The following is a 22,069-nucleotide window of genomic DNA, read 5'->3' as shown; positions in this document are numbered from 1 at the left end:
ATCCGTCTCCTCGCTAATGGTATCCTGGTAATGAAGTAAACAATATAAAGTGAGGCCTAAGGAAAGTTGGGTTTCAGTAACTAATAGAGAAAGAGGATGACCTGTGATGGGCCATCCTCTTTGTTGTGTGCCGGGCATGTATATCAGCTCTAGGGTGAAAGTCCCGAATACGTGTTACAGTGCATAGTATTAGCCAAGGGCAAGGGTGTCCATCGCGAGGTGGAATCTGAAAGAAGCCGGCGGCAAACGTTCGAGCCTACGAACAGAAATTGCATACAAGGCGGGCTGACATGGGTGATGTTGCAACACAAACAGAAACCCTACACTGTGCAGACTGTCAGAACGTAAATGCAGAGGCTACATGAACGGAAAGCGGATATACTTACCCCGGGAGGTCTGCAGGCGATTCTTCGCTTAGAGCAGAAGTCAGCCGAAGCCGTAGTAGGAAGGAAACGAGCCATCTCCCCGTAAAGGGCAAAGACGGAAGACTCACAGCCAAACCGAAGGGCCGAATGTTAGAATGGCGAAAATGAACAAGACGTTTATGATTGAGGCGATTACAATAGAAGAACATTAGAAAACTACCTGTGTGAGGATAAGCCGGAAGCTAAAAGTAAAACACAGGAGGAGTTGAGCCTCATCATGCAACCAATGGGAATAACGCTGGGATGATTTTTTTTTAAGTAATAGTATGCTGGAAGAAATATTAGATATCCGCAATGTACAAAAAGCCTTTAAGCAGGTAACTGCCAATAAAGGGGCTGGAGGTATAGATGGTATGCAGACCGATGAACTTCGCGACTACCTGAATACCAACTGGCAAACACTGCGTACTAGTATTTTAGAAGGCACGTACCGCCCCCAGGCAGTGAAGAAAGTAGAAATAGACAAGGAAAACGGAGGCGGTAAAAGGATGTTGGGAATACCTACAGTAATCGACAGGTTAATTACGCAGTCAATAGCCCAGTGGTTGAGTCCGCAGTATGAAGCGGAGTTCTCCAATTATAGCTATGGGTTTAGAGAGAATCGCAGTGCTCATCAGGCAGTGTATCAGGCTCAAACCAGCCTGAACGACGGCAATGAATGGGTAGTAGAGCTGGAGCTGGAGAAGTTTTTCGATCGGGTGAACCACGACCGGTTAATGTCGGCGCTGGCCCAAAAGATAACGGACAAGCGGACACTGAAGCTACTGCGAGCGTACCTGAACTGCGGAATAATGGAGAATGGAGTAGTGATAGAACGCAAAGAAGGCACTCCTCAAGGTTCTCCGTTATCACCGCTGATGAGCAACATTGTTTTAAATGAACTGGACAAAGAGTTAGAGGCAAGAGGCCACCGGTATGTACGATATGCAGATGACTGTAGCATCTATGTGAAAAGTGAAAAGTCAGCGGCTCGAGTGCTGACTACAATCACAGAGTTCATAGAAAAGAAGCTAAAGTTAAAAGTAAACCGCACAAAAGTAAAGTCAGCCGCCCCAATGACAGTACGCTACTGGGTTTTTCTTTTTACCGAAGCGAAAAGGGCTGGCAAATACGTATTGCGCCCAAATCGCTGAGAAAGATTAAAGAAAAGATGAAAGAGCGAACTCAGCGTAAATCCCCGGTAAAGTGGAAGACAAGATAAAGAAGATGGAGGCGACAATCGTTGGTTGGGTGAACTACTTTAGGATAGCCAAAGCCAAAAGCAGAATGGAGGAACTGGACAGATGGGTAAGAACGCGTCTAAGGATGGGAATATGGAAACAATGGAAAAGACCAAAAACGCGGTGGATTAACCTGAAAAGGCTGGGAATCAATCCTGGGAAAGCCTATGAGTGGTCAAATAGCCGTAGGGGCTATTGCCGCATTGCACACAGTCCAATATTGACAAGGGCATTAAATAATGAATACTTTGTCAGGCATGGATACGTAGGGTTCGCAAACTACTATTACTGGAAAACAACTCACCAAACTAAGTTATTCTGACAAACCGCCGTATACCGGTCGGTACGTACGGTGGTGTGAGAGGTCTGTGAGGGAATTAATCCCTCACAACCTACTCGATTATCATTCCTGCCCAGGCCAACTCAACCTGGTGCCAACAAGTGATTCATCCAAACAGCTATCCGACTATCTTTGTAGCGTATGAAAAAGATTATTGTCATCACCCTAATGACAGGATTAGTAGCAGTAATAGCCTCCTTTACCAGCCTCGACCCGGCAACGGAGCCCCTTGATCTTAATGACAGCCTCCGTGCATTGTATGCCCGGCCGGTGAGCGAATGGCCACAGCCCATAATTGACCAGGGCGTGCAATGGAAAGAATTAACAGCTCTGCCAGTCGACTCCAACATAGTAGCCAAATTAAAAGACCCTAAGATCCAATTAGGTAAGTTGCTGTTCTTTGATCCCCGCTTATCAGGGTCCAACCAGATATCCTGCAGCAGCTGTCATGATCCGGACCTCGCCTGGACGGATGGGCGTACGGTATCCCTGGGTAATAATCACCTGCAGGGTACCCGCAATACTTCTACTTTATTAAATATTGCCCAGGTAAAAGAACTCTTTTGGGATGGCAGGGCTGCCAGCCTCGAAGACCAGGCCATTAATCCCATGGCCACCATGCATGAAATGAACCAGGAACCGCCCACCATACCGTCAGAACTGGCGGCTATTGCGGGCTATCCGCCTTTATTTGAAAAAGTATTTGGTGATAAACGTATTACCCTCGACCGCATACTGGATGCCATTGCCAGCTTTGAAAGATCACTGGCCAGTCGCAGAAGCCGCTTTGATGACTTCGTCAATGGCAAATACAAACAACTGTCTGATGAAGAAATACAGGGATTGCACCTGTTCCGCACCAAAGCGAGATGCATGAACTGTCACAATGGAACCTACTTCACAGATAACCAGTTTCATAATATTGGCCTTACTTATTATGGTCGTAAATACGAGGACCTGGGCCGCTATCATGTTACCAAAGAAGCGGCTGATGTTGGTAAGTTCCGTACACCTTCCCTGCGTGATGTAATGCGCACGCGACCCTGGATGCACAATGGACTTTTTGATAATATCGACGGCATCCTCAATATGTACAATGCCGGCATGCCGCAACCCAAACCCAAGCCCGACCAGGTGAATGATCCCTTGTTTCCCAAAACAGATCCACTCATTAAAAAGCTTGAGCTCACACCAGAAGAGAAGAAAGCCGTTGTGGCATTCCTGGATGCTATAACAGGAATTCCATATAAGATGGACCGGCCCGAATTGCCAAAATAAAAGTTTTATTGCCTCTATTACACCGTATCACCTTGGTGGATAATTTGTAATATTGACGTTCATATTGAACGATGCACATGAAACTCTTATACTCCCTGATCGGTACCCTGATAAGTTCCGGAGCCCTGGCGCAAACTGTAGACAGCCTTGATGCCATTGTAGTAACAGCTCAAAAAAGGAAGAAAAATTACAGAAGATCCCTGTAAGCGTATCTGCCATTACCTCCAGGCAGGTGATTGATTATCGTCTATGGAATACGAAAGATATTACGGCCATTGTTCCCAACCTCTATAGTGCCGATCCTGGCGATAACCGGAATGTGACTTCTATTCGCGGCATTACCACTACTTCCTATGATCCGGCCGTGGCTACCTATATTGATGGTGTAAACCAGTTTGGGTTGGATACTTATATATCCCAGCTCTCCGATATTGAACGCATTGAAGTATTGCGTGGCCCACAGGGCACTTTGTATGGCCGTAATGCCATGGGCGGAGTGATCAATATCATCACCAAACAGCCCGGCAATCACCTTACCGGCTTTGCTGAAGCCAATATGGGGAATTATGGCCAGCATCGTATTGCTGCGGGTATCCGCACCCCGCTGATAAAAACAAACTATTCCTGGGCGTAGCAGGCTTGTATGACCGTCGCGAAGGATATTATACCAATCTCTACAACAAGAAGGATTTTGACCGTCAGCACAACCTTTCCGGCAATTACTACCTGAAGTATATTGTTAATCCACGTTGGGCCGTCACCTTCAACCTGAAGCACCTGGCCAACCGTAACAAGGGTACCTTTCCCCTGGTGAATGGCGTAGAAGATGCCTTTGCCCATCCTTTTGAGTTGAATCAAAATGCGGTAACAGAAATGGTGGATAATACCTTCAATACCTCATTATCCATTAATCATACTGGCCATGCTTTTAATTTTACTTCTCAAACTGCCTGGCAATCCAATCACCGGTATTATAAAGATCCCATTGATGGCGATTTCTCGCCCATTGATGGGGTAAGCATTATTAACAATTATGGTAGTAAATGGAATAAAGTAAAAGTGCTTACCCAGGAGTTTAGGTTTACCTCACCCACAGCCACCAGGTCGCCATTAAAATGGACTGCCGGTACTTATCTATTTGTACTGGACAATCCGGTAAAGCAGGCTACTCATTTTGGAGAAGATGCAGAGCTGATGGGATCGCCCGATAAAAATTACGCACTGATCAATACTTCTACAGACAAAGGTTTTGGGTTGGCATTTTATGGTGAAGTAAACTATGCCTTGAACAAACAATGGGAAGCAATTGTAGGCCTGCGTTATGATTATGAACATAAGAAACAACAAGTGTTGGGTGAATACAAACCCGATGCTTCACCCGATCCTATCTTTAATTTTCAACCCGATACGGCCGCCACGGCCAACTTCAATGCCTTTTCACCCAAGCTGGGAGTATTGTACCATGCTACTAACAACAATGATCTGTATATCACCTTTAGCCGGGGCTATCGTGCAGGTGGCTTAACTCAATTAGCGGCTGACCCTTCCACACCACCTTTGTACCCTTATAAGCCCGAGTATAGCAATAACATAGAATTGGGTAGTAAGAATACTTTTTCAACAACAAGGTTCGTTTAAACATTGCTTTGTTTTATGGTACTGTTACCGATGCCCAAGTGCCTGCACTCGTATTGCCCGATGCCATTACCATCACTAAAAATGCCGGTAAGTTACAAACCAATGGGGCGGAAATAGAACTGGCTGCTTTGCCCCTAAAAGGGCTGGAAATTAATTACCAGGTAGGTTTCACCGATGCAGAATATAAAACGCTTAAGGTGCCGCAAAATGGGGAGCGGTAGATCTGTCTGGCAAAAACAACTTTTACACCCGACATGACCTCTATGCTGGCCCTGCAGTACCAGTTTGCTGTAAGCCATAAACCTTTTATTCAATTCATGGCGAGGGGTGAATGGCAATACCTGGGCGAACAATATTTTGACCTGGCCAACAAGATCAGGCAATCGCCTTATAACCTGCTCAATACCCGTACCGGTATTAGTACAAAAAAATGTGGACCTGCTTTTCTGGGCCCGCAATATTGGTAATAGGAAATACATCAGCTATGCTTATGATTTTGGAGCTGTACACCTGGGTAATCCCGAAACCTGGGGTGTTACCCTACGGGTGAAATGGTAATAATAAGATACAGTACTAACCCCGTCTGTATTTGGCATAATTGTTTTAAATTGGATAATTATGACAAATGAGCAAAAAGGGATTGGGAAAAATGAACCAATCAGTGATAAGGATGCAAACACCCGCAGTGTTGATGAAGCTGCTAATATTGCTTCATCGGGCGCTGTATTACCTGACCCAGAAGAAATAAAACTTCCACCTTTATACAAAAGGATACACCTCATCTGACCGTTGTTGATGTAAACAAACCAAAGGACAACAATTCAGGTGAGGATAATGAAGATCAAGGCGCCTGGGATTTCCGGAGAAATAAATAAATTAATGCCTTCATCAAAGTGCACATTGTATATTTATCCCTACAACCAAATACTCCATGAAATATACGCTGCCATTGCTGTCGGTTACTTCAATTGTTGCAACAATCGTCCTGCTTTCCTGTAAAACAACCCATAAAATGGCTTCCTCCGATCAGTTTCCTGCATTTTATAAAGAAGGCCATCGCGGCACCCGGGGTCTTATGCCGGAGAATACTATTCCAGCCATGATTAAGGCCATTGAAGTAGGAGCTAATTTTATTGAAGTTGATATTTATATTACCAAAGACAAACAGGTTTTAATTGCCCACGATCCCATGGTGAACGTAAACCATTCCTTGTACGGGGATGGAACAGAAATAGCCAAAGCTGATGCCAGGAAATATGTTTGGCGTCAGATGAATTATGCCGATATCCGCAAATTTGATGTGGGGTCCAAGCCTTATAACGGTTGGCCACAACAGCAAAAGCTAAAGACCTATATGCCCCTGCTGGGTGAACTGATCGACTCTGTGGAGGCATTCACGACGGCCCGTAAAATACCAGGTGTTATTTACAATATTGAAGTAAAAACAAGTCCTCAGTATGATAGCCTGGGCTACAATGCTGGCCCGGAAGAAATGATCAAAGCAGTGATGGATGTAGTGAACAGCAAATCCATCGGCAAGCGTTTCTATATCCAGTCATTTGATGTACGTCCCTTACAGGAAGTGCATAAAAATATCCCGGGGTGACCATCGGCTTTTGACTGGCTCTGCCAACATTACCCTCAACAATAACCTGACACAATTGGGCTTCACCCCTGATATTTACAGCCCCCATTACAAAATGGTAACGTCCGAAATGGCGGCTGCTTGTAAACAACATAAAATGAAGCTGGTACCCTGGACGGTAAACACCAAGGAAGAAATGCAGGCCCTCATCAAGTTGGGCGTAGATGGCATCATTACTGATTATCCCAATTTTTTCAGCCAATTGTAGTTTGTTATCTCTGGCCCTATTTTAATGTAAATCAAATTATTCAGCCCTGTTTCAGGGCTTTTCCCATTTCCGTAAATGCCTTTTACTGAAACCGTAACAGGGATAGCCTTCTTACGCTGCACATTTGCGTACAAATTAATGGCTTAGATGAAAGGGATCTTTACGCTTATTACTATTAAAGATAGCTCTTTGTAATGCTGGTGGGGCCCTCCGTCATGCTCTTTAGCGTTGAATTTAACGGATTATGTGGTCCTGAATTGACATCATCATCTGCTCCACCTCGTTTTATTATTCTCTATCAGCCAGGGTCAAAAATACTGAGAACATTTTTGAGTAAGCCAGGTCTGACAATTTAAGATACTAAGTCCTTTGAATGGTTCCATTGACCTACGAAAAGTTAAACCGGTTCCTTTAAAGGCACTACTTGATCACAGGGGCCTCCTGTCCTTGCAGGAGGCTTCCTATTAAAGACCCCGAGGTATCTGCGAGGTGTCAAATAGGCACCAAAAAGGGGCCAGGTTCGTACCAAATTCGGGATTAAAGCGTACTTGCCTAAGCGGGCCCAGAACAAGGGGCGAATCAGAGGCGAATCAGACCCAAAGCCCCCCCGTACCTTTTACTGCATTTCCTTGCAAACCATGCATTTACTATGCGACGAAGTATTTCAAAAGGCAGCAACCATGCTTTGGGGAATGCCTTTCTCACCCAATTATTCTAAAATATACCACGAAGAGGGAATTTTTATATTTGAAAAAGTCTCTACTTTTATGTCAGATTAGTAGTGCCCCTTCATATCCCCAACCGTAACATATCTCATTGTCGTTTACTAACCATCAGCAAACGATGGTCCTTGAAAAGATCAGAACTCACTCAACCTGTACTGGTATTGATACCTTGCTACGGATGTCCCCATGACCCGCTAGCGATTTGAATGATTACATTGAATTTCAAGACCCTGCCTGACATATTCCAGTATGCCATATACCTTTTAGCGTCTGACCTGTTGTACACCAAAAAAATATCTACTACCGGCCAGTATTGAGCATGGATTCTATTCTCCTGTATTACCTAACCTTTAAAATACATACCTGCTTATGAATAAAATCTACAAGGCATTCCTCCTTTTACTATTGACAGCCAGTACCTGTCACCTATCAGCGCAAAGCATTAAACCCTTTGTTTTCAATGTTGCCGGCGGATATTTCAATGATCCCAATTCTTATTATCGTTATGATTGGAGTATTGGTGAAATGACCATGATCGATGCACTGGCTCCATCCGACAGCATTATCCTCCTTACTCATGGTTTGTTGCAACCTTTAACCGAAATAGTAGGGAAGTCAAATCTCTCCCTGATATTCGGTTCCGGTGAATACCGGCTGTTTCCAAATCCTACCCCTGGTAAGTTTGAACTGGACTTTTTGTGCGGGAAACAGGTTTTATGGAAATACAGCTAACAGATGGTAATGGCAGGGTGCTTGAAACACGCGAATACGAGTACAAGAACTGTTGCCGTATTGAGTACTTCGACCTGTCGCGTTATCCAACTGGTACCTATTATGTGGTGGCCCGCTTGTCGCCTGATAGAAAGCGCAGTGATAACCATGCCGTGATCAGGCGTAGTGCTTTCAGGGTAGTCAAAATTGACAACAGATAATCCCACACAAATATTTTCCATACCCTTATAAGGCAGGATAATACCTGCAGGTTGATCAAATAGCATCTCTCTAACCACAAAACACATCAAACTATGAAGCGATTTTTATGCATACTCCTTGTATTGCAACTGGTATTTATGATCACCATAGGGCAGGCCCCCAACCTCTTAAATTACCAGGGAGTAGCCCGCAATTCCGTAGGTAATGTTCTTCCCAATAAAGCTATTAAGCTAAGGCTAAGTATCCGGGATGGTTCTGCTGCAGGAGCGATCGTGTATTCTGAAACCCGTTCTGTAACAACCAATCCTGTAGGCTTGTTCTACGTACAGGTAGGAAGCGGAGGTGCAACCAACGTAACCGGTACCGTAGCTGGTATTAACTGGGGAGGTGGCGCTAAATTTATGCAGGTAGAAGTAGATCCCGATAACGGCAATGCATTTACCACCCTTGGCACGTCACAACTATTATCAGTACCCTATGCTTTGCATTCTTCAGGCGGTGCACCAACAGGTCCGGCAGGTGGAGACCTTAGCGGTACTTACCCAAATCCGGCTATTGCCGCCAATGCAGTAGTGACTGCTAAAATTGCCAACAATGCCGTGACTACGGCCAAAGTAGTAGATGCAAATATTACAACTCCTAAATTAGCGGATGGTGCTGTAACCACCCCTAAATTGGGGAATGGATCTGTTACTCAAGTTAAAATAGGTCCCGGCGTAACACTGCCTCCCAGCGGTCCCGCAGGTGGCGATCTCACAGGCACCTATCCCAATCCCACTATTGCCCCCAATGCAGTTGTGACAGCTAAAATTGCTAACAATGCAGTAACCACTGCCAAAGTACTAGATGCTAATATCACAACTCCTAAATTAGCGGATGGTGCTGTATCCACCCCTAAATTGGGGAATGGATCTGTTACTCAAATTAAAATAGGTCCCGGTGTAACCCTGCCTCCCAGCGGCCCCGCAGGTGGCGATCTGACAGGTAGCTATCCCAATCCCACTATTCTTGTTAATGCAGTAACCACTGCCAAAATACTAGATGCAAATATTACAACTTCCAAACTGGCTGATGGTTCTGTAACTACTCCCAAACTAGCCGATGGATCAGTAACAACAGCCAAGGTAGTAGATGCGAATATCACAACTTCCAAACTGGCTGATGGTTCTGTAACTACTCCCAAACTAGCCGATGGATCAGTAACAACAGCCAAGGTAGTAGATGCGAATATTACAACTTCCAAACTGGCTGATGGTTCTGTAACTACTCCCAAACTAGCCGATGGATCAGTAACCACAGCCAAGGTAGTAGATGCGAATATCACAACTTCCAAACTGGCTGATGGCTCTGTTACAACGCCAAAGCTCGCCGATAATGCAGTAACCACAGCCAAAGTAGTAGATGCGAATATCACCACAGCCAAACTGGCTGATGGCTCCGTTACAACGCCAAAGCTTGCCGATAATGCAGTAACCACAGCCAAAGTAGTAGATGCGAATATCACCACAGCCAAACTGGCTGATGGCTCCGTTACAACACCAAAGCTCGCCGACGATGCAGTGACAACCAGCAAAGTAGTAGATGCAAATATCACAACCGCCAAACTGGCCGACGATGCTGTTACTACCGTTAAGGTGTTGGATGCAAATATTACAACACCCAAACTGGCAGATGCTTCAATAACGCAGGTAAAGATCGCCCCGGGTGTTACCTTGCCACCCAGTGGCCCTGCAGGTGGTGACCTAAGTGGCGCTTATCCCAATCCTACTGTGGCAAAGATCCAGAGCGTTGGTGTATCAGCCGTTGCACCATTGGCCGGACAAGTGTTAAAATATGATGGGGCTAACTGGGCACCCGCGGCCCTCGGCGGTGGCGGATTTACCCTGCCTTATATAACACTGGAAAACAATGCAGGCACTTTATTTTCAATAACCAATGCTGGCGATGGTACATCGGTGGAAGGGGTGAATAATACAACAAGTAGTAGTATCAGTGCTATACGTGGTATTGTGTCTTCTGCTTCCCCGGGCGGTTTTTCCGCTGCAGTACGTGGTATCAATAATGGTACAGGTGGCCTTGGTATTGGTGTGTGGGGCTCTCAAGCAGGTTCCGGATGGGGCGTGTATGGAGTTTCCCCAACGGACTGGGTGTTTATGGAAATTCATCAGGTGCAGGCACCGGCGTCTATGCCAACAGCAATGCCGGGACGGGCTTAACTGCTACTTCCAACAATGGCATACCAGCCAGCATTTCCATTTTCAATAACGCCAATAACAACAATGCACTAAATGTTAGTTCTTTGGGTAATGGTACAGTTGTTAATGTATCTAGCTCGGGCAATGGTAAAGGTGTATTTAGCTCCACAGGAGCTGGGTTTGCTGTACATGGTATTACAAGTGCGGTAAGCTCGGCTGGTATTATAGGTGATAATTCAGGTGGTGGTGAAGCGGTAGTAGGTCGCAATACCAGCGATATTGCAGGCGCTGTAGTGGGCCGTAATGATGGCGGAGGATATGGCGTGCGTGGATTCATAGCCACCAATACCAGCAATACCGGCGTAGGTGTATTAGGACAGGTAGGAGTGAACGGTAGCACCGGCCGGGCCGGCAGGTTTGAAAACTTCAATGCGACCAATACTGATGCAAACATACTTGAAGTGGAGTCCAACAGCAATGGTAATATTCCGGATAATACCCTCGGTAATGCTTCATCCTTTTACTCGATAATACCAACAGTGTTGGTGCTGCCGTAAGAGCAGAGGTAAATACCATTTTCGGCAACTTCGGTGCAGCGGGTGTATTTGGTATTTCTTCGGGAACCGGCGGTCGTGCAGGTCTCTTCTATGCATCCAACCCGGCTGGCAATGGCGCATCACTGATAGCGCTGACAGATGGCAATGGTAATGCCATCACAGCCAATGCCGGTAAAGACGGAAATGGTGTAGAGACCAATATTGATGGGTCAGGCACAGCTATGTATGCCTGGGTCCCTACCTTCTCCCAGGGACGTGCCGGCAGGTTCGAGATATTCAATGAAGGCAACAATAACAACGTAGTTACGGTGAAAACAGTAGGTAATGGTACCGCTGGTGATTTCAAGGTAGACCGTACCACTGGTACGTCTCCGGCAGTGAAGGGAGAAGTGAATTCCATATTTTCCAATTTTGGAACTGCAGGGGTATATGGTATATCCTCCGGTACTGGTGGATTTGCCGGTCTGTTCCATTCTTCTAACCCTGCAGGAAATGGTCCTGCAGTGATAGCCTTGGCCGAAGGGAATGGTAATGGCGTAACAGCCAATGCGTCTAATGGAGGTGACGGTGTTGAAAGCACCGTTAATGGAACAGGTACCGCTGTTTTTGGTTGGGTCCCCAATTTCGCTAATGGCAGGGCCAGCCGTTTTGTAAACTTTAATGCCGCCAATACCAACCCTGTACTAACAGTAGAACAACATAGCAATGGTTCCATAGCTCTCTTTAAAAGCGGTAATCCGGGAACAGTCAATGTAGCCAGAATAAATTCAGCAGGCAGAGGTTTCTTTAATGGCGGTACTCAAAATAGTGGAGCGGACGTTGCCGAGGTTTTTGATGTGAACGGTGAAATTGAACAATATGAAGCAGGAGACGTATTGATTATCTCCACCAATAAAGACCGTGCTGTTGAAAAATCTGCCCTGCCTTATTCAATGCTGGTGGCGGGTGTTTATGCTACCAAACCAGGCGTTTTGCTTACGGAAGAACACATTGATAGCGATTTGACTGGCAAGATCCCCATGGGTATCATTGGCGTGTTACCTACTAAAGTGTGCACAGAAGGTGGAGCCATCAAACGAGGCGACCTGATCGTTACCTCCTCTATCAGCGGTGTAGCCATGAAAGCCGATCCCGATAAAGTTAAAGTTGGGCAGGTAATAGGCAAAGCCCTGCAAGATTACAATACCCCAGGTATAGGAAAGATCAATGTATTGGTAAGCATTAAATAAACGCTAAAAAACACGTATGACATTCAAACAACAATATAAAGTAATGATCGCTGTGATGGTATTGCTGGGCCATGCCTTCATTGCCAATGCGCAGGATGATGAGAAAAGAAATACAGGCGAAAGCCTCGGAAAACAATACCTCAACAATCGGGTACCGGGATTACAATATGCACCTGAGAAACCAAAGGCGCTAAGAAGGGCTACGGTTGCAGAACAAGCAGAGAACCACAGCGAAAGCAGTGGCATGCAACTGAAAAAAGGAACCATCAAGGAAATGCGTTTTGCCCAGGGGGCGGTGGAGGAAATTTCAAAAGTACTGCCCGCAGTACGGCCAGATCACAGTCAGCTGGCTCCACTTTGCCCAGTGATCAGAAACCAGGTGGACAAAAGCTAACTCCACCTGCCAATGGCCCCTTGCCTACACAAGGCGGTGCGGTAGAGCCAGCAGCAACTAAACAAGCGCCTGAAACAAAATCCAATACAACCAAGCCGGTTGCGCCAAAGGAAGTTAAAAAGTGCCTGCGAACCAATAAAAACGCTTAATAATTTTTATACCACTTCCACCCAGGTATGATCGGCCAGTAATTTCACCGCTGCTACAAAACGCTTATAAGGCCCGGCTCCGCCGCCCCATTCGCGCGGACTTACCAGCGACAGCAAGTGACTGCCGTCTTGCTTTTCATACAGGTAATAGGTTTGCCCGATCACGGGGGCAAAATTCAATTTGGCGCCATAAATGACCAGTGATAGTTCCTTGCGTTTCTGTATTTCCTGGGCCTGTAAAGCCAGTAGCTCTATTTGTTTACGTATCTGACCCAGCTGCATATTCGTTTGTTCTTCCATGGCAGTAAGCGCTTTATGACGGATCACCCCTTCCTCTGTTGGTTTGATCAGGGCCCCCGCTATAGAAGCTGAATAAGGCAGTACACTCATTTGCTTATGGTAATATTCCACATTGGTATACTCCCGTTGAGCAGGGGTATATCCTTTTTGGGTTATTTTCATATAGCCATTCGGCATCAGCTCATTCATTACCTGCAATACTGGCTTATGATCCTTGTAGAACAGCGTTTCAAAGGTAATACCATCAATGAAGGTAGCTTTACTGGTATCGGCTATCTCCGGGTTTTCAAAACTATGTTCCTGTCCGTCTGGTACCAGCGTATATTTTGACTCAAATGCCTGGTTCTCTATGGTTACCCAATTCATGTTAATTGATAATAACCGTTCGTTTTCCACAGCTTCCATCTTGTAGATGCCAGACCGTGGCCTGTCTCCAAACTCATAGATGCCTTTTTCTGGAAACAGCTGCCAACTGGATAGGAAATTATAGGCCTGTATCATGTCTCAAAAATATAAAACCTGCCAGTCTTTTAAAAACCGGCAGGTATATTTAACAGCTTCATACTGTTGAAGCAAGCGATTACTGATTGACGGTTCATGGCCCACCGAAGCAGAAGAATGCTAATTGCCGAAGGGCGATACACATCACTGTAGGTACAATGCTTCAAATGTAGCCAGCAGTTCCTGGTCCTTTAACAACTCGAGTTTAGTTCCGGTAATGCGATAATGACTGGTGGTATTGAGTGCCTGGAATAGCTTGGACTCAGTATCCATAGCATTTTGGCAAAACATTTTGGTACTGGCTACACCTGTAAAGCTAAGGTGTGATTCGTGGGTAGTATAACCTCCAAAATAGTTGTTACAGCCGCCAAAGCCTTTGACACGGCCCGTATCTAATTGCAGAAATACATCTTTGGATAACTTGGGTAATCCATTGGGCATACTGCTCAGCCCGGTTAATTTCCATCTTGTATTGGTGAGTGTACTATTGGCTCCTCCATCCGTGGAAGGCCTGTTCCTGGGCGTACAACCTGCCAGGAGCGCAATAACTGCCAGAAAGAATAATACCTTTTGCATAGTCTATGTTTTGTTGGTGGAAAGATGCTGTTACAACGGTACATACATACTACGGCAAAAGGATTAACATTTTTTAGGGGAGATAAAAAAGAACTTCTACTTGGAATAAGGCAGAAACTCGACATACATTGAGGCAGAAAAGCTATTAAGCTGCGTCAAATACTACCAGTAAAGCATAAACAACGCCAGGAATCCAGAAGATCAGGGTCAAGATAAGGCTGATCCAGAATTTGCTGTTGATGGTGCCTTCCTTAAGGTATACAGCCAATGGCGGTAATAAAATGGCCAGGATAGCCAGTAATACCTGGTCAGTCTCTGCGTCCTTGCCAGCCTTTTTATCAGCCTTGTATAGTTTAAACAATTTCTTGGCTTCTTTCAGGCGGGACCTCCTTTCACTGCGGGGCAGATTTTAAAATCCTTCATCGCATCCTTTACGGCATTGGGATCTGGTTCAGAACTGGCAGGTACTGTAGCGGGAACAGGCACAGAAGTGCTAGCCGCCATGCTTGCGGGTGTTACTGTACTAATCAGGATTAACAATGCAAGTAGGTAAATAATAAGTCTTTTCATAGTGATTAATTTTGGAATTTAATACTATGAATTTAACATATATTTTTGATTTCCAACCATGAATTAATTCCCCACCTCTTTGGTGTATTCATGATCAGGGTCAAAATTCAGGGCATAAATGCGCGGAACAGCGCCAGGGTACTTGCAGATCAAATCTTTTATAACTATCTTTCCTTATATCTCTAAAACCACCCAACCCTGATACGTTTTTATAAATTCAATCCTGCGAAATCGTCCGCTATCCAACCTTTTGGGCAGGCATTATTGCATTATTGGAACTTCCTTAAATCCATTGGTATTACCAATGCGATGGAGGAATACGAAAAACGCAGGTTAAGCATCTTTAATCAGCTTAACATTTTCAGTATGGTGGCTGGCCTGGTGTTAACCCTGGCCGGGCTTTTCAGTAATGACCATCTTCCCCCCTGGTATGGTATGTAGTATGCTCCCCGCTCGCCATCGGTATCATTATTTTATGGCTTACTTATGAGCAATACTATGAAGCCTCGCGACTCATCTATTTTAGCGTATATCCCATTGTTACTTGCCTGGTATACCTCGGTAAAGTAGATGCAGGTGTTTCTTTGTTCTTTATCCTGTATGGCGTGATGGCCGTTTTTCCTCCAAAAGTTTACCAGCATCGTATTTGCCTTTTGTTGGTCGGCTGCTTGTTACATCATCGCCGCCGTAATGCCGCATGATTATTATTTCCGCCTGGCTACCGTTAATTTCTGGCTATATGTATTCCACCATGTTACCGCCCTTGGCTTTATCTTCTATACCTTGTTCCTTATAAAAAAGAGAATGCTGATTACCAATTCAGCCTCCTCGGAAAAAGTAGGGAATTGCACCGGCGTAACCTGGAAATAGGCAAACAAAAACAGGTGATTGCTGAAAAGGCCGCTTTATTAGAACAGCAAACCCGGGAACTGACGGAGCTGAACCAGGTAAAGAACAAGTTGTTTTCGGTCATAGCGCATGATCTTAAAACGCCCATGTACGCATTACGCAACCTGTTTTACAACATGCAACGCTACAAACTATCTTCCCAGGAGATATTGGATATGGTGCCGGGCATTGCTACCGAAATGAACTATACCACCAGCTTAATGGAAAACCTGCTCCAATGGGCCAAAACACAGATGAAACACGCTACCGTGAATCCGGAGGTGCTCGATGTCCAAAGGATGGTTATTGAAGTATTACAACTATTACAACTACAAGCTGAAAATAAAGAAGTGTACCTGGAGTCAAAGTTGGATGAGCCGGTATATTGCTATGCCGATCGTGAAATGGTAAGCCTGGTACTGCGTAACCTGCTGTCCAATGCCATTAAATTCACCCCCAAACACGGTACCGTGTATGTGGGCGCTACTGAAAAATCCAGGCAAATTGAGGTATTTGTGCAGGATACAGGCATTGGCATGAGCCGGGAAAATATGCAGCGTATTTTTGGAGAGGCCTATTATACAACCAAGGGAACCAATCATGAAACCGGTACCGGCCTGGGCCTCAAACTTTGCAAGGAATTCCTGGCAAAGAATGGGGGCGATATCACTGTTGAAAGTGAACCAGGCAAGGGTAGTATATTCTCCTTTACCTTGCCACGTTATGATAACCAGGTAACCTAAAGAAGAGTGAATGCCTGGTACGTTAAAGAATAGCTTTTATACCCAAACCATAATAGTTCCTGTTGCCGGTGATGCTGTAATCTTTATCCTGGCCGGGGTTGCTGCAAGCAGCATATAATTCCAGCCCCTGGGTCTTTTTCAGAGGAAGTTTATAACCAACATATACGTTCTGTATGGAGATCGCCTCCTCCTTGCTTTCTCCGGGAATCATGGGAAGCAGATCAGGATTGAAGTAATAAACGATATCTATACCAGCAGAAATTTGCTTCCAGGAAATCCGGTTTACCCAACCGTCGGTCCAGCTTGTTTTATCGCTGTTGAGATCACCAGTTACGTTATGGTCAACATAATAGTTAATGGGGTCTACTGTTTTACTTTTTATACTGGTGGCATTAATGCCTGTGAGCCAGAACAGGGAGTTCTTATTCGGCAGTGTTGCATTGATCCCTAAATGATGCGTGGTTCCATTGACATTGGAAAAAATGTACCGGTAAGTTGATGGTGGTAAATAAGTCATCACCATGGCACGAAAATGCCGCCGTTCATACTGATAGTTTATTGATAACCGGTTATTAGACAGGCCCAAACGAGTGCCTGCCTGCAATGTCCAGTAAGCATGGTTCGGATCTGTGGTTGTGGGAGGAAAGTAGATACCGCCACCCACCGTATAAAATGGATTTACATCAGGGATGTATGTATTATTATTCAATGGAGTGGATACGTCTCCAAAGCTATTTGTTTGGGCATAAGAGGCAAAGAGCTTCAGACTGGTAGGATGATTCGGATCCGTCAGTCGAAAAACATCAACAGTGCTGGTGACAAAGGGAAAAATCCGCTTCACTTCCAGTACATTTCATTCCAGCTACTTCCTGCTGGAAAACCGTTATTATAGGTCATATAAGTTGACGTATAACGATCATCAAGATAACGGAACATAAAATGTACTGGGGTTCTATATGCCAGTTGTTAATCAGTACCCTGTGGTAGTTTATCCGGTCGCTGCGCAATACCTGTTGCATTTTGCGCGCTGCATTGTTCAATTGGTAAAGATCATCGCGGCCGGGATTGTCCCTTAACATATTTTTCTGATAGCCCTTCAGCTATACGGTGTCGATATAACGATTATTTAAATATCCTATTGAAGAAATCCTGCATATCCTTCCAGGAAGCAGTGTCAGCAGCTGCATTGTATTTAATGGGCATGTTAAAACGTTGTCCTGTTAGGGTTGCACCTGGGTTGGTAAAAGCGTGTTTCGCATCAGCATAGGCTTTAAATGTATAATCTGCTCCGATAGCATCCATTTGCTTTTTAAAGGCATCTACCTGTTCTTGTGGTACATAACTATCAGCAGCGCCATGACATACGAGGATCTTAGCTTTCAGCAGGTTTTTGTCTGCAGGTACTCCTCGCAGATCCCCATGGAAGCTCACAACGCCTGTCAGGGGGCTCCCATTTTGGCGGCATTTAATACCATCGAACCTCCAAAGCAATAACCAATGGCTGCAATTTTAGTGGTATCCGTCTGTGGATAGCTTTTCAGCTTATTCAGACCAGCCATGAAACGTGAACCTGCCAGGGCCGGATTGGTATAAAAAGGAGTAGCATATTTTTCTGCCAGGGCGGGACTATCTGCTACAACGCCATTCCCGTACATATCAGCTACCAGTGCTATATAACCCAGGTTGGCCAGTTGCCGTGCCCGCATTTTAGGATATTCTGTCAACCCCCACCATTCCGGTATGACCAATACAGCAGGGCGCCTGGCCGTATCATTTTCATTATAAGCCACAAAACCAATCAGTTTGGCGGTATCGGCAGTATAATTGGCAGCTTCTTCCTTGATGAGTACTGGCTCGGTTTTAGCGCCTGCTGCATCATGCTGGGCTGGCTGGTCATTACAACCTACCAGGAAATGATTCGCTATCAGTAGGGTTAGCAATAAAGAAACATATTTCATAATTGAGCTGATTTTGATGGTTAATTGGTTTTTGGGGCCCTGAAGTTCGTCTAAAAGTTAAATATCCCCTTCCTTTTATCCGTATTTGGTCAATACTTAACTATAATTATTATGCCTGTTTGATCCCTAGCACCCAAATCAACTAATCCTTATCTTTGCGCCCTTATGACACAAGAATCAATCAAGGCTATGAGGGACCGTGTGGTGGTCCTGAGGAGGTTTCTTTGACGTCGATAACAGACGTGATAAGATAAACCAGGATAAACAATTGTCTTTATCTCCCGGCTTTTGGGACGATAATAAACGCGCTACCGAGATCCTCAAGAACATTAAGCTGAATGAGTACTGGGTAAAACTATATGAGCAATCCGAAGCTTCTGTAGAGGATTTTGCTGTGCTTTTCGATTTTTGGAAAGCCGCCGAAGCCTCTGAGGAAGAAACCCGGGAAGCCTATCAGAAATCCCTGCAACAGCTCGAAGAGGCGGAGTTTAAAAGTACCCTGAATCAACCCGAAGATGAATTGCCCGGCGTATTGCAGATCAATAGCGGCGCTGGCGGTACGGAAAGTCAGGACTGGGCCGAAATGCTGGCCCGGATGTACCGTATGTATGGGGAAAAGCAAGGTTGGTCGGTCACTGAGCTCGACTGGCAGGATGGCGATGGAGCCGGCGTTAAAAGCGCTACCCTTCAGTTTGATGGTCCCTTTGCCTATGGCTTCCTGAAAGCCGAAAGCGGGGTACACCGCCTGGTTAGAATTTCTCCTTTTGACTCCAATGCCCGCCGTCATACTTCCTTTGCCTCGGTGTATGTATACCCCCTGGTGGATGATAGTATTGAAGTGGCTGTTAATCCCGCCGACCTGGAATGGGAGTTTTACCGCAGTGGTGGTAAGGGTGGTCAAAACGTAAACAAGGTAGAAACGGCCGTACGCCTGAAACATATTCCCAGCGGCATCATCGTTGAATGTCAGAAAGCCCGTACCCAGGGCGAAAACCGGGAAATGGCCTTGCAGATGCTGAAAAGCCGTTTGTATGAAGAGGAAATGCGTAAGCGGGAGGCCCTGAAAAATGCAGCCAATGCCAATAAGAAGAAGATAGAGTGGGGTAGCCAGATACGCAGCTATGTTTTCCATCCCTATAAGATGATCAAGGATCACCGTACCGATTTTGAAGTAGGTAATGTGCAGCCCGTCATGGATGGCGAATTAGATGGCTTCATCAAAGCTTACCTCATGATGGAGAAAGAAACACAGAGTTAATTCATGAAAAATCTACTATAATAAACTACTTGAACTATGAGCTTAGGTTATTTTTCCTATCCAATCCCTGTTAATGAGCCTGTACTCAATTATGGCCCCGGTTCACCGGAAAAGAAAAGGCTGAAAGAAGTATTGGCTGAATTGAAGAGCCAGGAAGCCGATATACCCATGTACATAGGCGGTAAAGAAGTGCGTACCGGTAAAAAGTAGCCATTCACCCTCCCCATGAAATAGCTCATACACTTGGCTATTTCCATGCTGGTGAAGAACAACATATTACACAGGCTATTGACGCAGCCCTGGCTGTTAAAGACAGCTGGGCAGCTATGAGCTGGGAAAACCGCGCCAATATATTCCTCAAGGCAGCTGATCTTATTGCTACCAAATACCGCCCCTATATGAATGGTACTACCATGCTGGGGCAAAGTAAGAATGCTTACCAGGCTGAGATCGACAGCGCCTGCGAGATCATCGATTTCCTGCGATTCAATGTTCACTTCTTAAGTGAGATCTATAAACAACAACCCATTAGTGGCCCCGGCATTCATAACCGGCTCGAATTTCGGCCGCTCGAAGGTTTTGTATTGGCTATAACGCCTTTCAATTTCACCGCTATCGGTGGCAACCTGCCTACCTCTGCTGCCATGTGTGGTAATGTGGTGGTTTGGAAACCCGCCAATACCCAAATCTATTCAGCACAGATGTTTATGCGTATTATGCAGGAAGCTGGCTTGCCCGATGGCGTCATCAACCTGGTATATGTTGATGGTCCTACCTTAGGTAAAGTATGTTTTGGCCACCGCGAATTTGCCGGTGTACATTTTACCGGATCTACAGGCGTATTCAACAATATGTGGGAAACCATTGGGAAAAACATGGCTTCCTATCGCTCTTATCCAAGGATAGTGGGTGAAACTGGCGGGAAAGATTTTGTGGTAGCCCATAAGAGCGCCCTTCCTGATGCCGTAGTAACTGCATTGTTACGTGGTGCTTTTGAATTCCAGGGTCAAAAATGTTCAGCCGCTTCCCGTGCTTACATCCCTTCTAATATAGCTGCTGAAGTAAAGCAAAAGCTTATTGAGGGATTGAAGAGCTTTAAAATTGGTACGGTAGAAGATTTTACCAACTTTGTAAATGCCGTGATCGATGAAAAAAGCTTTGATAAGATCAAATCGTATATCGACAATGCCAAAGCCGATAAGAAAGCCGAAATATGGGTAGGAGGCGATTGTGATAAGTCGAAAGGCTATTTTATTCAACCTACCATTATTGAAGCTAAAGACCCTCAATACGTAACCATGTGCGAAGAGATCTTTGGACCTGTACTAACAGTATATGTATACGATGCTGAAAAATTCACGGAGACCCTGGACCTGGTAAACAATACCTCTCCCTATGCGCTTACTGGTTCTATCATTGCGCAAGACAGGGCTGCGGTAGAACAGGCCACCAATCAATTGAGGAATGCTGCTGGTAATTTCTATATTAATGACAAGCCCACTGGTGCTGTAGTAGGTCAACAACCATTTGGCGGCGCCCGCGCTTCAGGCACCAATGATAAAGCAGGTTCCATTCTAAATCTTTATCGCTGGTTAAGTGCCAGAACCATTAAAGAAACATTCAATCCTCCTACCGACTATCGGTATTCATTCCTGGCAGAAGCATAACCGTCAGGTTTTGATACAACTTAAGGCAAATAAGTTGAGAGGCTGTACCTCCAGGTACAGCTTTTTGTTGCTTGTACTCCCGGGAATCCAATGAACGTATATGTTGTGGGTTTGTTTTCTTATAGTTTTGCGCATCATATTTCAAATCACTCCGGTGAAAAGTCCGGAAAAACTAAAAGTCATGAAAAAAAAATTCTTATTGATTGTATGTGCTGGTTCTTTTCTTATTGGGCAGGCACAAATTAAGCTCGGTGTTAAAAGTGGATCTAACGTTGGCTAACGTCGCTGGAAATGGGAAGAATAATGACATGAAACTAAGTTTTCATGTAGGAGGTTTTGCCAATATTCCCTTGGTGGAAAGCTTTAGTTTGCAGCCCGAATTGGTATTCTCCAGGCAGGGTGCAAAGTTTGAAGATGAAGGGGAGGATACCAAGCTGCGTCTTAATTACCTGAAGGTACCTGTATTGGGACTGTATAACCATTCTTCAGGTTTTTATGCTGAGACGGGTCCTCAATTGGGTTTTTTAATAAATGCCAAAGTGAAGGAAGATGGCCGTGTTCACAGCGTTAACAGTGCTTACAAATCAGTAGATATATCCTGGGGATTTGGCGCTGGTTTTAATTTTACCACCAGGCAAGTGTAGGCCTTCGGTACAATTTGGGCTTAACCGA

General features: G+C 45.1%; 29 protein-coding genes. 23 read left to right on the top strand and 6 right to left on the bottom strand.

Annotated elements, in window-relative coordinates; translation table 11 throughout:
- The first annotated feature begins 691 nt into the window (after positions 1 to 691).
- The 17 genes from ltrA to RS881_RS40685 all read left to right on the top strand — a co-directional run bounded on the left by ltrA (position 692) and on the right by RS881_RS40685 (position 12,787).
- Positions 692 to 1,558, top strand: a complete 867-nt coding sequence (gene ltrA / locus RS881_RS40765; RefSeq protein WP_315816029.1) for a group II intron reverse transcriptase/maturase — start codon at positions 692 to 694, stop codon at positions 1,556 to 1,558.
- Between the two features lie 52 nt (positions 1,559 to 1,610).
- Entirely contained in the window at positions 1,611 to 1,967 is a 357-nt protein-coding gene (locus tag RS881_RS40760; protein WP_315816028.1) for a group II intron maturase-specific domain-containing protein, read from the top strand.
- A gap of 159 nt (positions 1,968 to 2,126) precedes the next feature.
- Entirely contained in the window at positions 2,127 to 3,263 is a 1,137-nt protein-coding gene (locus tag RS881_RS40755) for a cytochrome-c peroxidase (protein ID WP_315816027.1), read from the top strand.
- Positions 3,264 to 3,340: 77 nt separating this feature from the next.
- On the top strand, positions 3,341 to 3,469 hold the full coding sequence (locus tag RS881_RS40750) for a hypothetical protein (protein WP_315816026.1): 129 nt from the start codon (positions 3,341 to 3,343) through the stop codon (positions 3,467 to 3,469).
- A 26-nt stretch (positions 3,470 to 3,495) separates the two neighbouring features.
- Positions 3,496 to 3,897: a TonB-dependent receptor plug domain-containing protein gene (locus tag RS881_RS40745; RefSeq protein ID WP_315816025.1), complete on the top strand. Its 402-nt coding sequence runs from the start codon at positions 3,496 to 3,498 to the stop codon at positions 3,895 to 3,897.
- 5 nt (positions 3,898 to 3,902) lie between these two features.
- The gene (locus RS881_RS40740; RefSeq protein ID WP_315816024.1) at positions 3,903 to 4,901 is read left to right on the top strand and encodes a TonB-dependent receptor domain-containing protein; all 999 of its coding nucleotides are present in this window, start codon (positions 3,903 to 3,905) and stop codon (positions 4,899 to 4,901) included.
- A gap of 8 nt (positions 4,902 to 4,909) precedes the next feature.
- Entirely contained in the window at positions 4,910 to 5,122 is a 213-nt protein-coding gene (locus tag RS881_RS40735; RefSeq protein WP_315816023.1) for a hypothetical protein, read from the top strand.
- Positions 5,123 to 5,155: 33 nt separating this feature from the next.
- On the top strand, positions 5,156 to 5,368 hold the full coding sequence (locus RS881_RS40730; RefSeq protein WP_315816022.1) for a hypothetical protein: 213 nt from the start codon (positions 5,156 to 5,158) through the stop codon (positions 5,366 to 5,368).
- Between the two features lie 151 nt (positions 5,369 to 5,519).
- Positions 5,520 to 5,687, top strand: coding sequence for a hypothetical protein (locus RS881_RS40725; RefSeq protein WP_315816021.1), 168 nt, complete (start codon positions 5,520 to 5,522; stop codon positions 5,685 to 5,687).
- 145 nt (positions 5,688 to 5,832) lie between these two features.
- Positions 5,833 to 6,507 (top strand): glycerophosphodiester phosphodiesterase family protein, encoded by a 675-nt coding sequence (locus tag RS881_RS40720; protein WP_315816020.1) that lies wholly within the window; start codon positions 5,833 to 5,835, stop codon positions 6,505 to 6,507.
- Between the two features lie 10 nt (positions 6,508 to 6,517).
- Complete coding sequence (locus RS881_RS40715; protein WP_315816019.1) at positions 6,518 to 6,754, top strand: glycerophosphodiester phosphodiesterase; 237 nt, start codon at positions 6,518 to 6,520, stop codon at positions 6,752 to 6,754.
- Positions 6,755 to 7,848: 1,094 nt separating this feature from the next.
- Positions 7,849 to 8,211, top strand: coding sequence for a hypothetical protein (locus tag RS881_RS40710; protein WP_315816018.1), 363 nt, complete (start codon positions 7,849 to 7,851; stop codon positions 8,209 to 8,211).
- Positions 8,196 to 8,411, top strand: coding sequence for a hypothetical protein (locus RS881_RS40705; protein WP_315816017.1), 216 nt, complete (start codon positions 8,196 to 8,198; stop codon positions 8,409 to 8,411). The genes RS881_RS40710 and RS881_RS40705 overlap by 16 nt, the downstream gene beginning before the upstream one ends.
- Before the next feature lie 93 nt (positions 8,412 to 8,504).
- On the top strand, positions 8,505 to 10,628 hold the full coding sequence (locus tag RS881_RS40700) for a DUF8740 domain-containing protein (protein WP_315816016.1): 2,124 nt from the start codon (positions 8,505 to 8,507) through the stop codon (positions 10,626 to 10,628).
- Positions 10,526 to 11,164: a hypothetical protein gene (locus RS881_RS40695; protein WP_315816015.1), complete on the top strand. Its 639-nt coding sequence runs from the start codon at positions 10,526 to 10,528 to the stop codon at positions 11,162 to 11,164. The genes RS881_RS40700 and RS881_RS40695 overlap by 103 nt, the downstream gene beginning before the upstream one ends.
- Positions 11,165 to 11,385: 221 nt before the next feature.
- On the top strand, positions 11,386 to 12,393 hold the full coding sequence (locus RS881_RS40690; RefSeq protein WP_315816014.1) for a hypothetical protein: 1,008 nt from the start codon (positions 11,386 to 11,388) through the stop codon (positions 12,391 to 12,393).
- 16 nt (positions 12,394 to 12,409) lie between these two features.
- Positions 12,410 to 12,787, top strand: coding sequence for a hypothetical protein (locus tag RS881_RS40685; RefSeq protein ID WP_315816013.1), 378 nt, complete (start codon positions 12,410 to 12,412; stop codon positions 12,785 to 12,787).
- Positions 12,788 to 12,942: 155 nt separating this feature from the next.
- On the opposite strand, the gene RS881_RS40680 is transcribed toward RS881_RS40685, so the two are convergent.
- The 3 genes from RS881_RS40680 to RS881_RS40670 form a co-directional block, all read right to left on the bottom strand.
- The gene (locus RS881_RS40680) at positions 12,943 to 13,737 is read right to left on the bottom strand and encodes a DUF2452 domain-containing protein (protein WP_315816012.1); all 795 of its coding nucleotides are present in this window, start codon (positions 13,735 to 13,737) and stop codon (positions 12,943 to 12,945) included.
- Positions 13,738 to 13,881: 144 nt separating this feature from the next.
- The gene (locus RS881_RS40675; protein WP_315816011.1) at positions 13,882 to 14,313 is read right to left on the bottom strand and encodes an META domain-containing protein; all 432 of its coding nucleotides are present in this window, start codon (positions 14,311 to 14,313) and stop codon (positions 13,882 to 13,884) included.
- A gap of 145 nt (positions 14,314 to 14,458) precedes the next feature.
- Positions 14,459 to 14,674 carry a YqaE/Pmp3 family membrane protein gene (locus tag RS881_RS40670; RefSeq protein ID WP_315816010.1) on the bottom strand — a complete coding sequence of 72 codons (216 nt, stop codon included), beginning with the start codon at positions 14,672 to 14,674 and terminating at the stop codon, positions 14,459 to 14,461.
- A gap of 899 nt (positions 14,675 to 15,573) precedes the next feature.
- Here RS881_RS40670 and RS881_RS40665 point away from each other — a divergent pair.
- Together RS881_RS40665 and RS881_RS40660 are read left to right on the top strand one after the other, a co-directional pair.
- Positions 15,574 to 15,753, top strand: coding sequence for a hypothetical protein (locus tag RS881_RS40665; RefSeq protein ID WP_315816009.1), 180 nt, complete (start codon positions 15,574 to 15,576; stop codon positions 15,751 to 15,753).
- Positions 15,729 to 16,514, top strand: a complete 786-nt coding sequence (locus RS881_RS40660) for a sensor histidine kinase (RefSeq protein ID WP_315816008.1) — start codon at positions 15,729 to 15,731, stop codon at positions 16,512 to 16,514. Before RS881_RS40665 ends, RS881_RS40660 begins: the two co-directional genes overlap by 25 nt.
- 22 nt (positions 16,515 to 16,536) lie before the next feature.
- Here RS881_RS40660 and RS881_RS40655 read toward each other — a convergent pair whose 3' ends face one another.
- The 3 genes from RS881_RS40655 to RS881_RS40645 form a co-directional block, all read right to left on the bottom strand.
- Positions 16,537 to 17,355 carry a hypothetical protein gene (locus RS881_RS40655; protein WP_315816007.1) on the bottom strand — a complete coding sequence of 273 codons (819 nt, stop codon included), beginning with the start codon at positions 17,353 to 17,355 and terminating at the stop codon, positions 16,537 to 16,539.
- Between the two features lie 281 nt (positions 17,356 to 17,636).
- Entirely contained in the window at positions 17,637 to 17,945 is a 309-nt protein-coding gene (locus RS881_RS40650) for a dienelactone hydrolase family protein (RefSeq protein ID WP_315816006.1), read from the bottom strand.
- A gap of 8 nt (positions 17,946 to 17,953) precedes the next feature.
- Positions 17,954 to 18,472 carry a dienelactone hydrolase family protein gene (locus RS881_RS40645; RefSeq protein ID WP_315816005.1) on the bottom strand — a complete coding sequence of 173 codons (519 nt, stop codon included), beginning with the start codon at positions 18,470 to 18,472 and terminating at the stop codon, positions 17,954 to 17,956.
- 165 nt (positions 18,473 to 18,637) lie between these two features.
- Here RS881_RS40645 and prfB point away from each other — a divergent pair.
- The 4 genes from prfB to RS881_RS40625 all read left to right on the top strand — a co-directional run bounded on the left by prfB (position 18,638) and on the right by RS881_RS40625 (position 22,041).
- A protein-coding gene (prfB, locus tag RS881_RS40640; RefSeq protein WP_394341593.1) for a peptide chain release factor 2 occupies positions 18,638 to 19,730 on the top strand; the annotation gives its coding sequence in 2 pieces (ribosomal slippage) (positions 18,638 to 18,697 and positions 18,699 to 19,730; 1,092 coding nt in all).
- 36 nt (positions 19,731 to 19,766) lie between these two features.
- On the top strand, positions 19,767 to 19,940 hold the full coding sequence (locus RS881_RS40635; protein WP_315816004.1) for a hypothetical protein: 174 nt from the start codon (positions 19,767 to 19,769) through the stop codon (positions 19,938 to 19,940).
- Between the two features lie 2 nt (positions 19,941 to 19,942).
- Positions 19,943 to 21,397: an L-glutamate gamma-semialdehyde dehydrogenase gene (pruA, locus tag RS881_RS40630; protein ID WP_315824762.1), complete on the top strand. Its 1,455-nt coding sequence runs from the start codon at positions 19,943 to 19,945 to the stop codon at positions 21,395 to 21,397.
- Between the two features lie 272 nt (positions 21,398 to 21,669).
- Positions 21,670 to 22,041, top strand: a complete 372-nt coding sequence (locus RS881_RS40625; RefSeq protein ID WP_315816003.1) for a porin family protein — start codon at positions 21,670 to 21,672, stop codon at positions 22,039 to 22,041.
- The last annotated feature ends 28 nt before the right edge of the window (positions 22,042 to 22,069 follow it).

Source organism: Paraflavitalea speifideaquila (assembly GCF_032395985.1).
GTDB classification, from domain to species: domain Bacteria; phylum Bacteroidota; class Bacteroidia; order Chitinophagales; family Chitinophagaceae; genus Paraflavitalea; species Paraflavitalea speifideaquila.
Note: the sequence above shows the minus strand (reverse complement) of the source record. Positions and strands in the feature narration are given on the sequence as shown.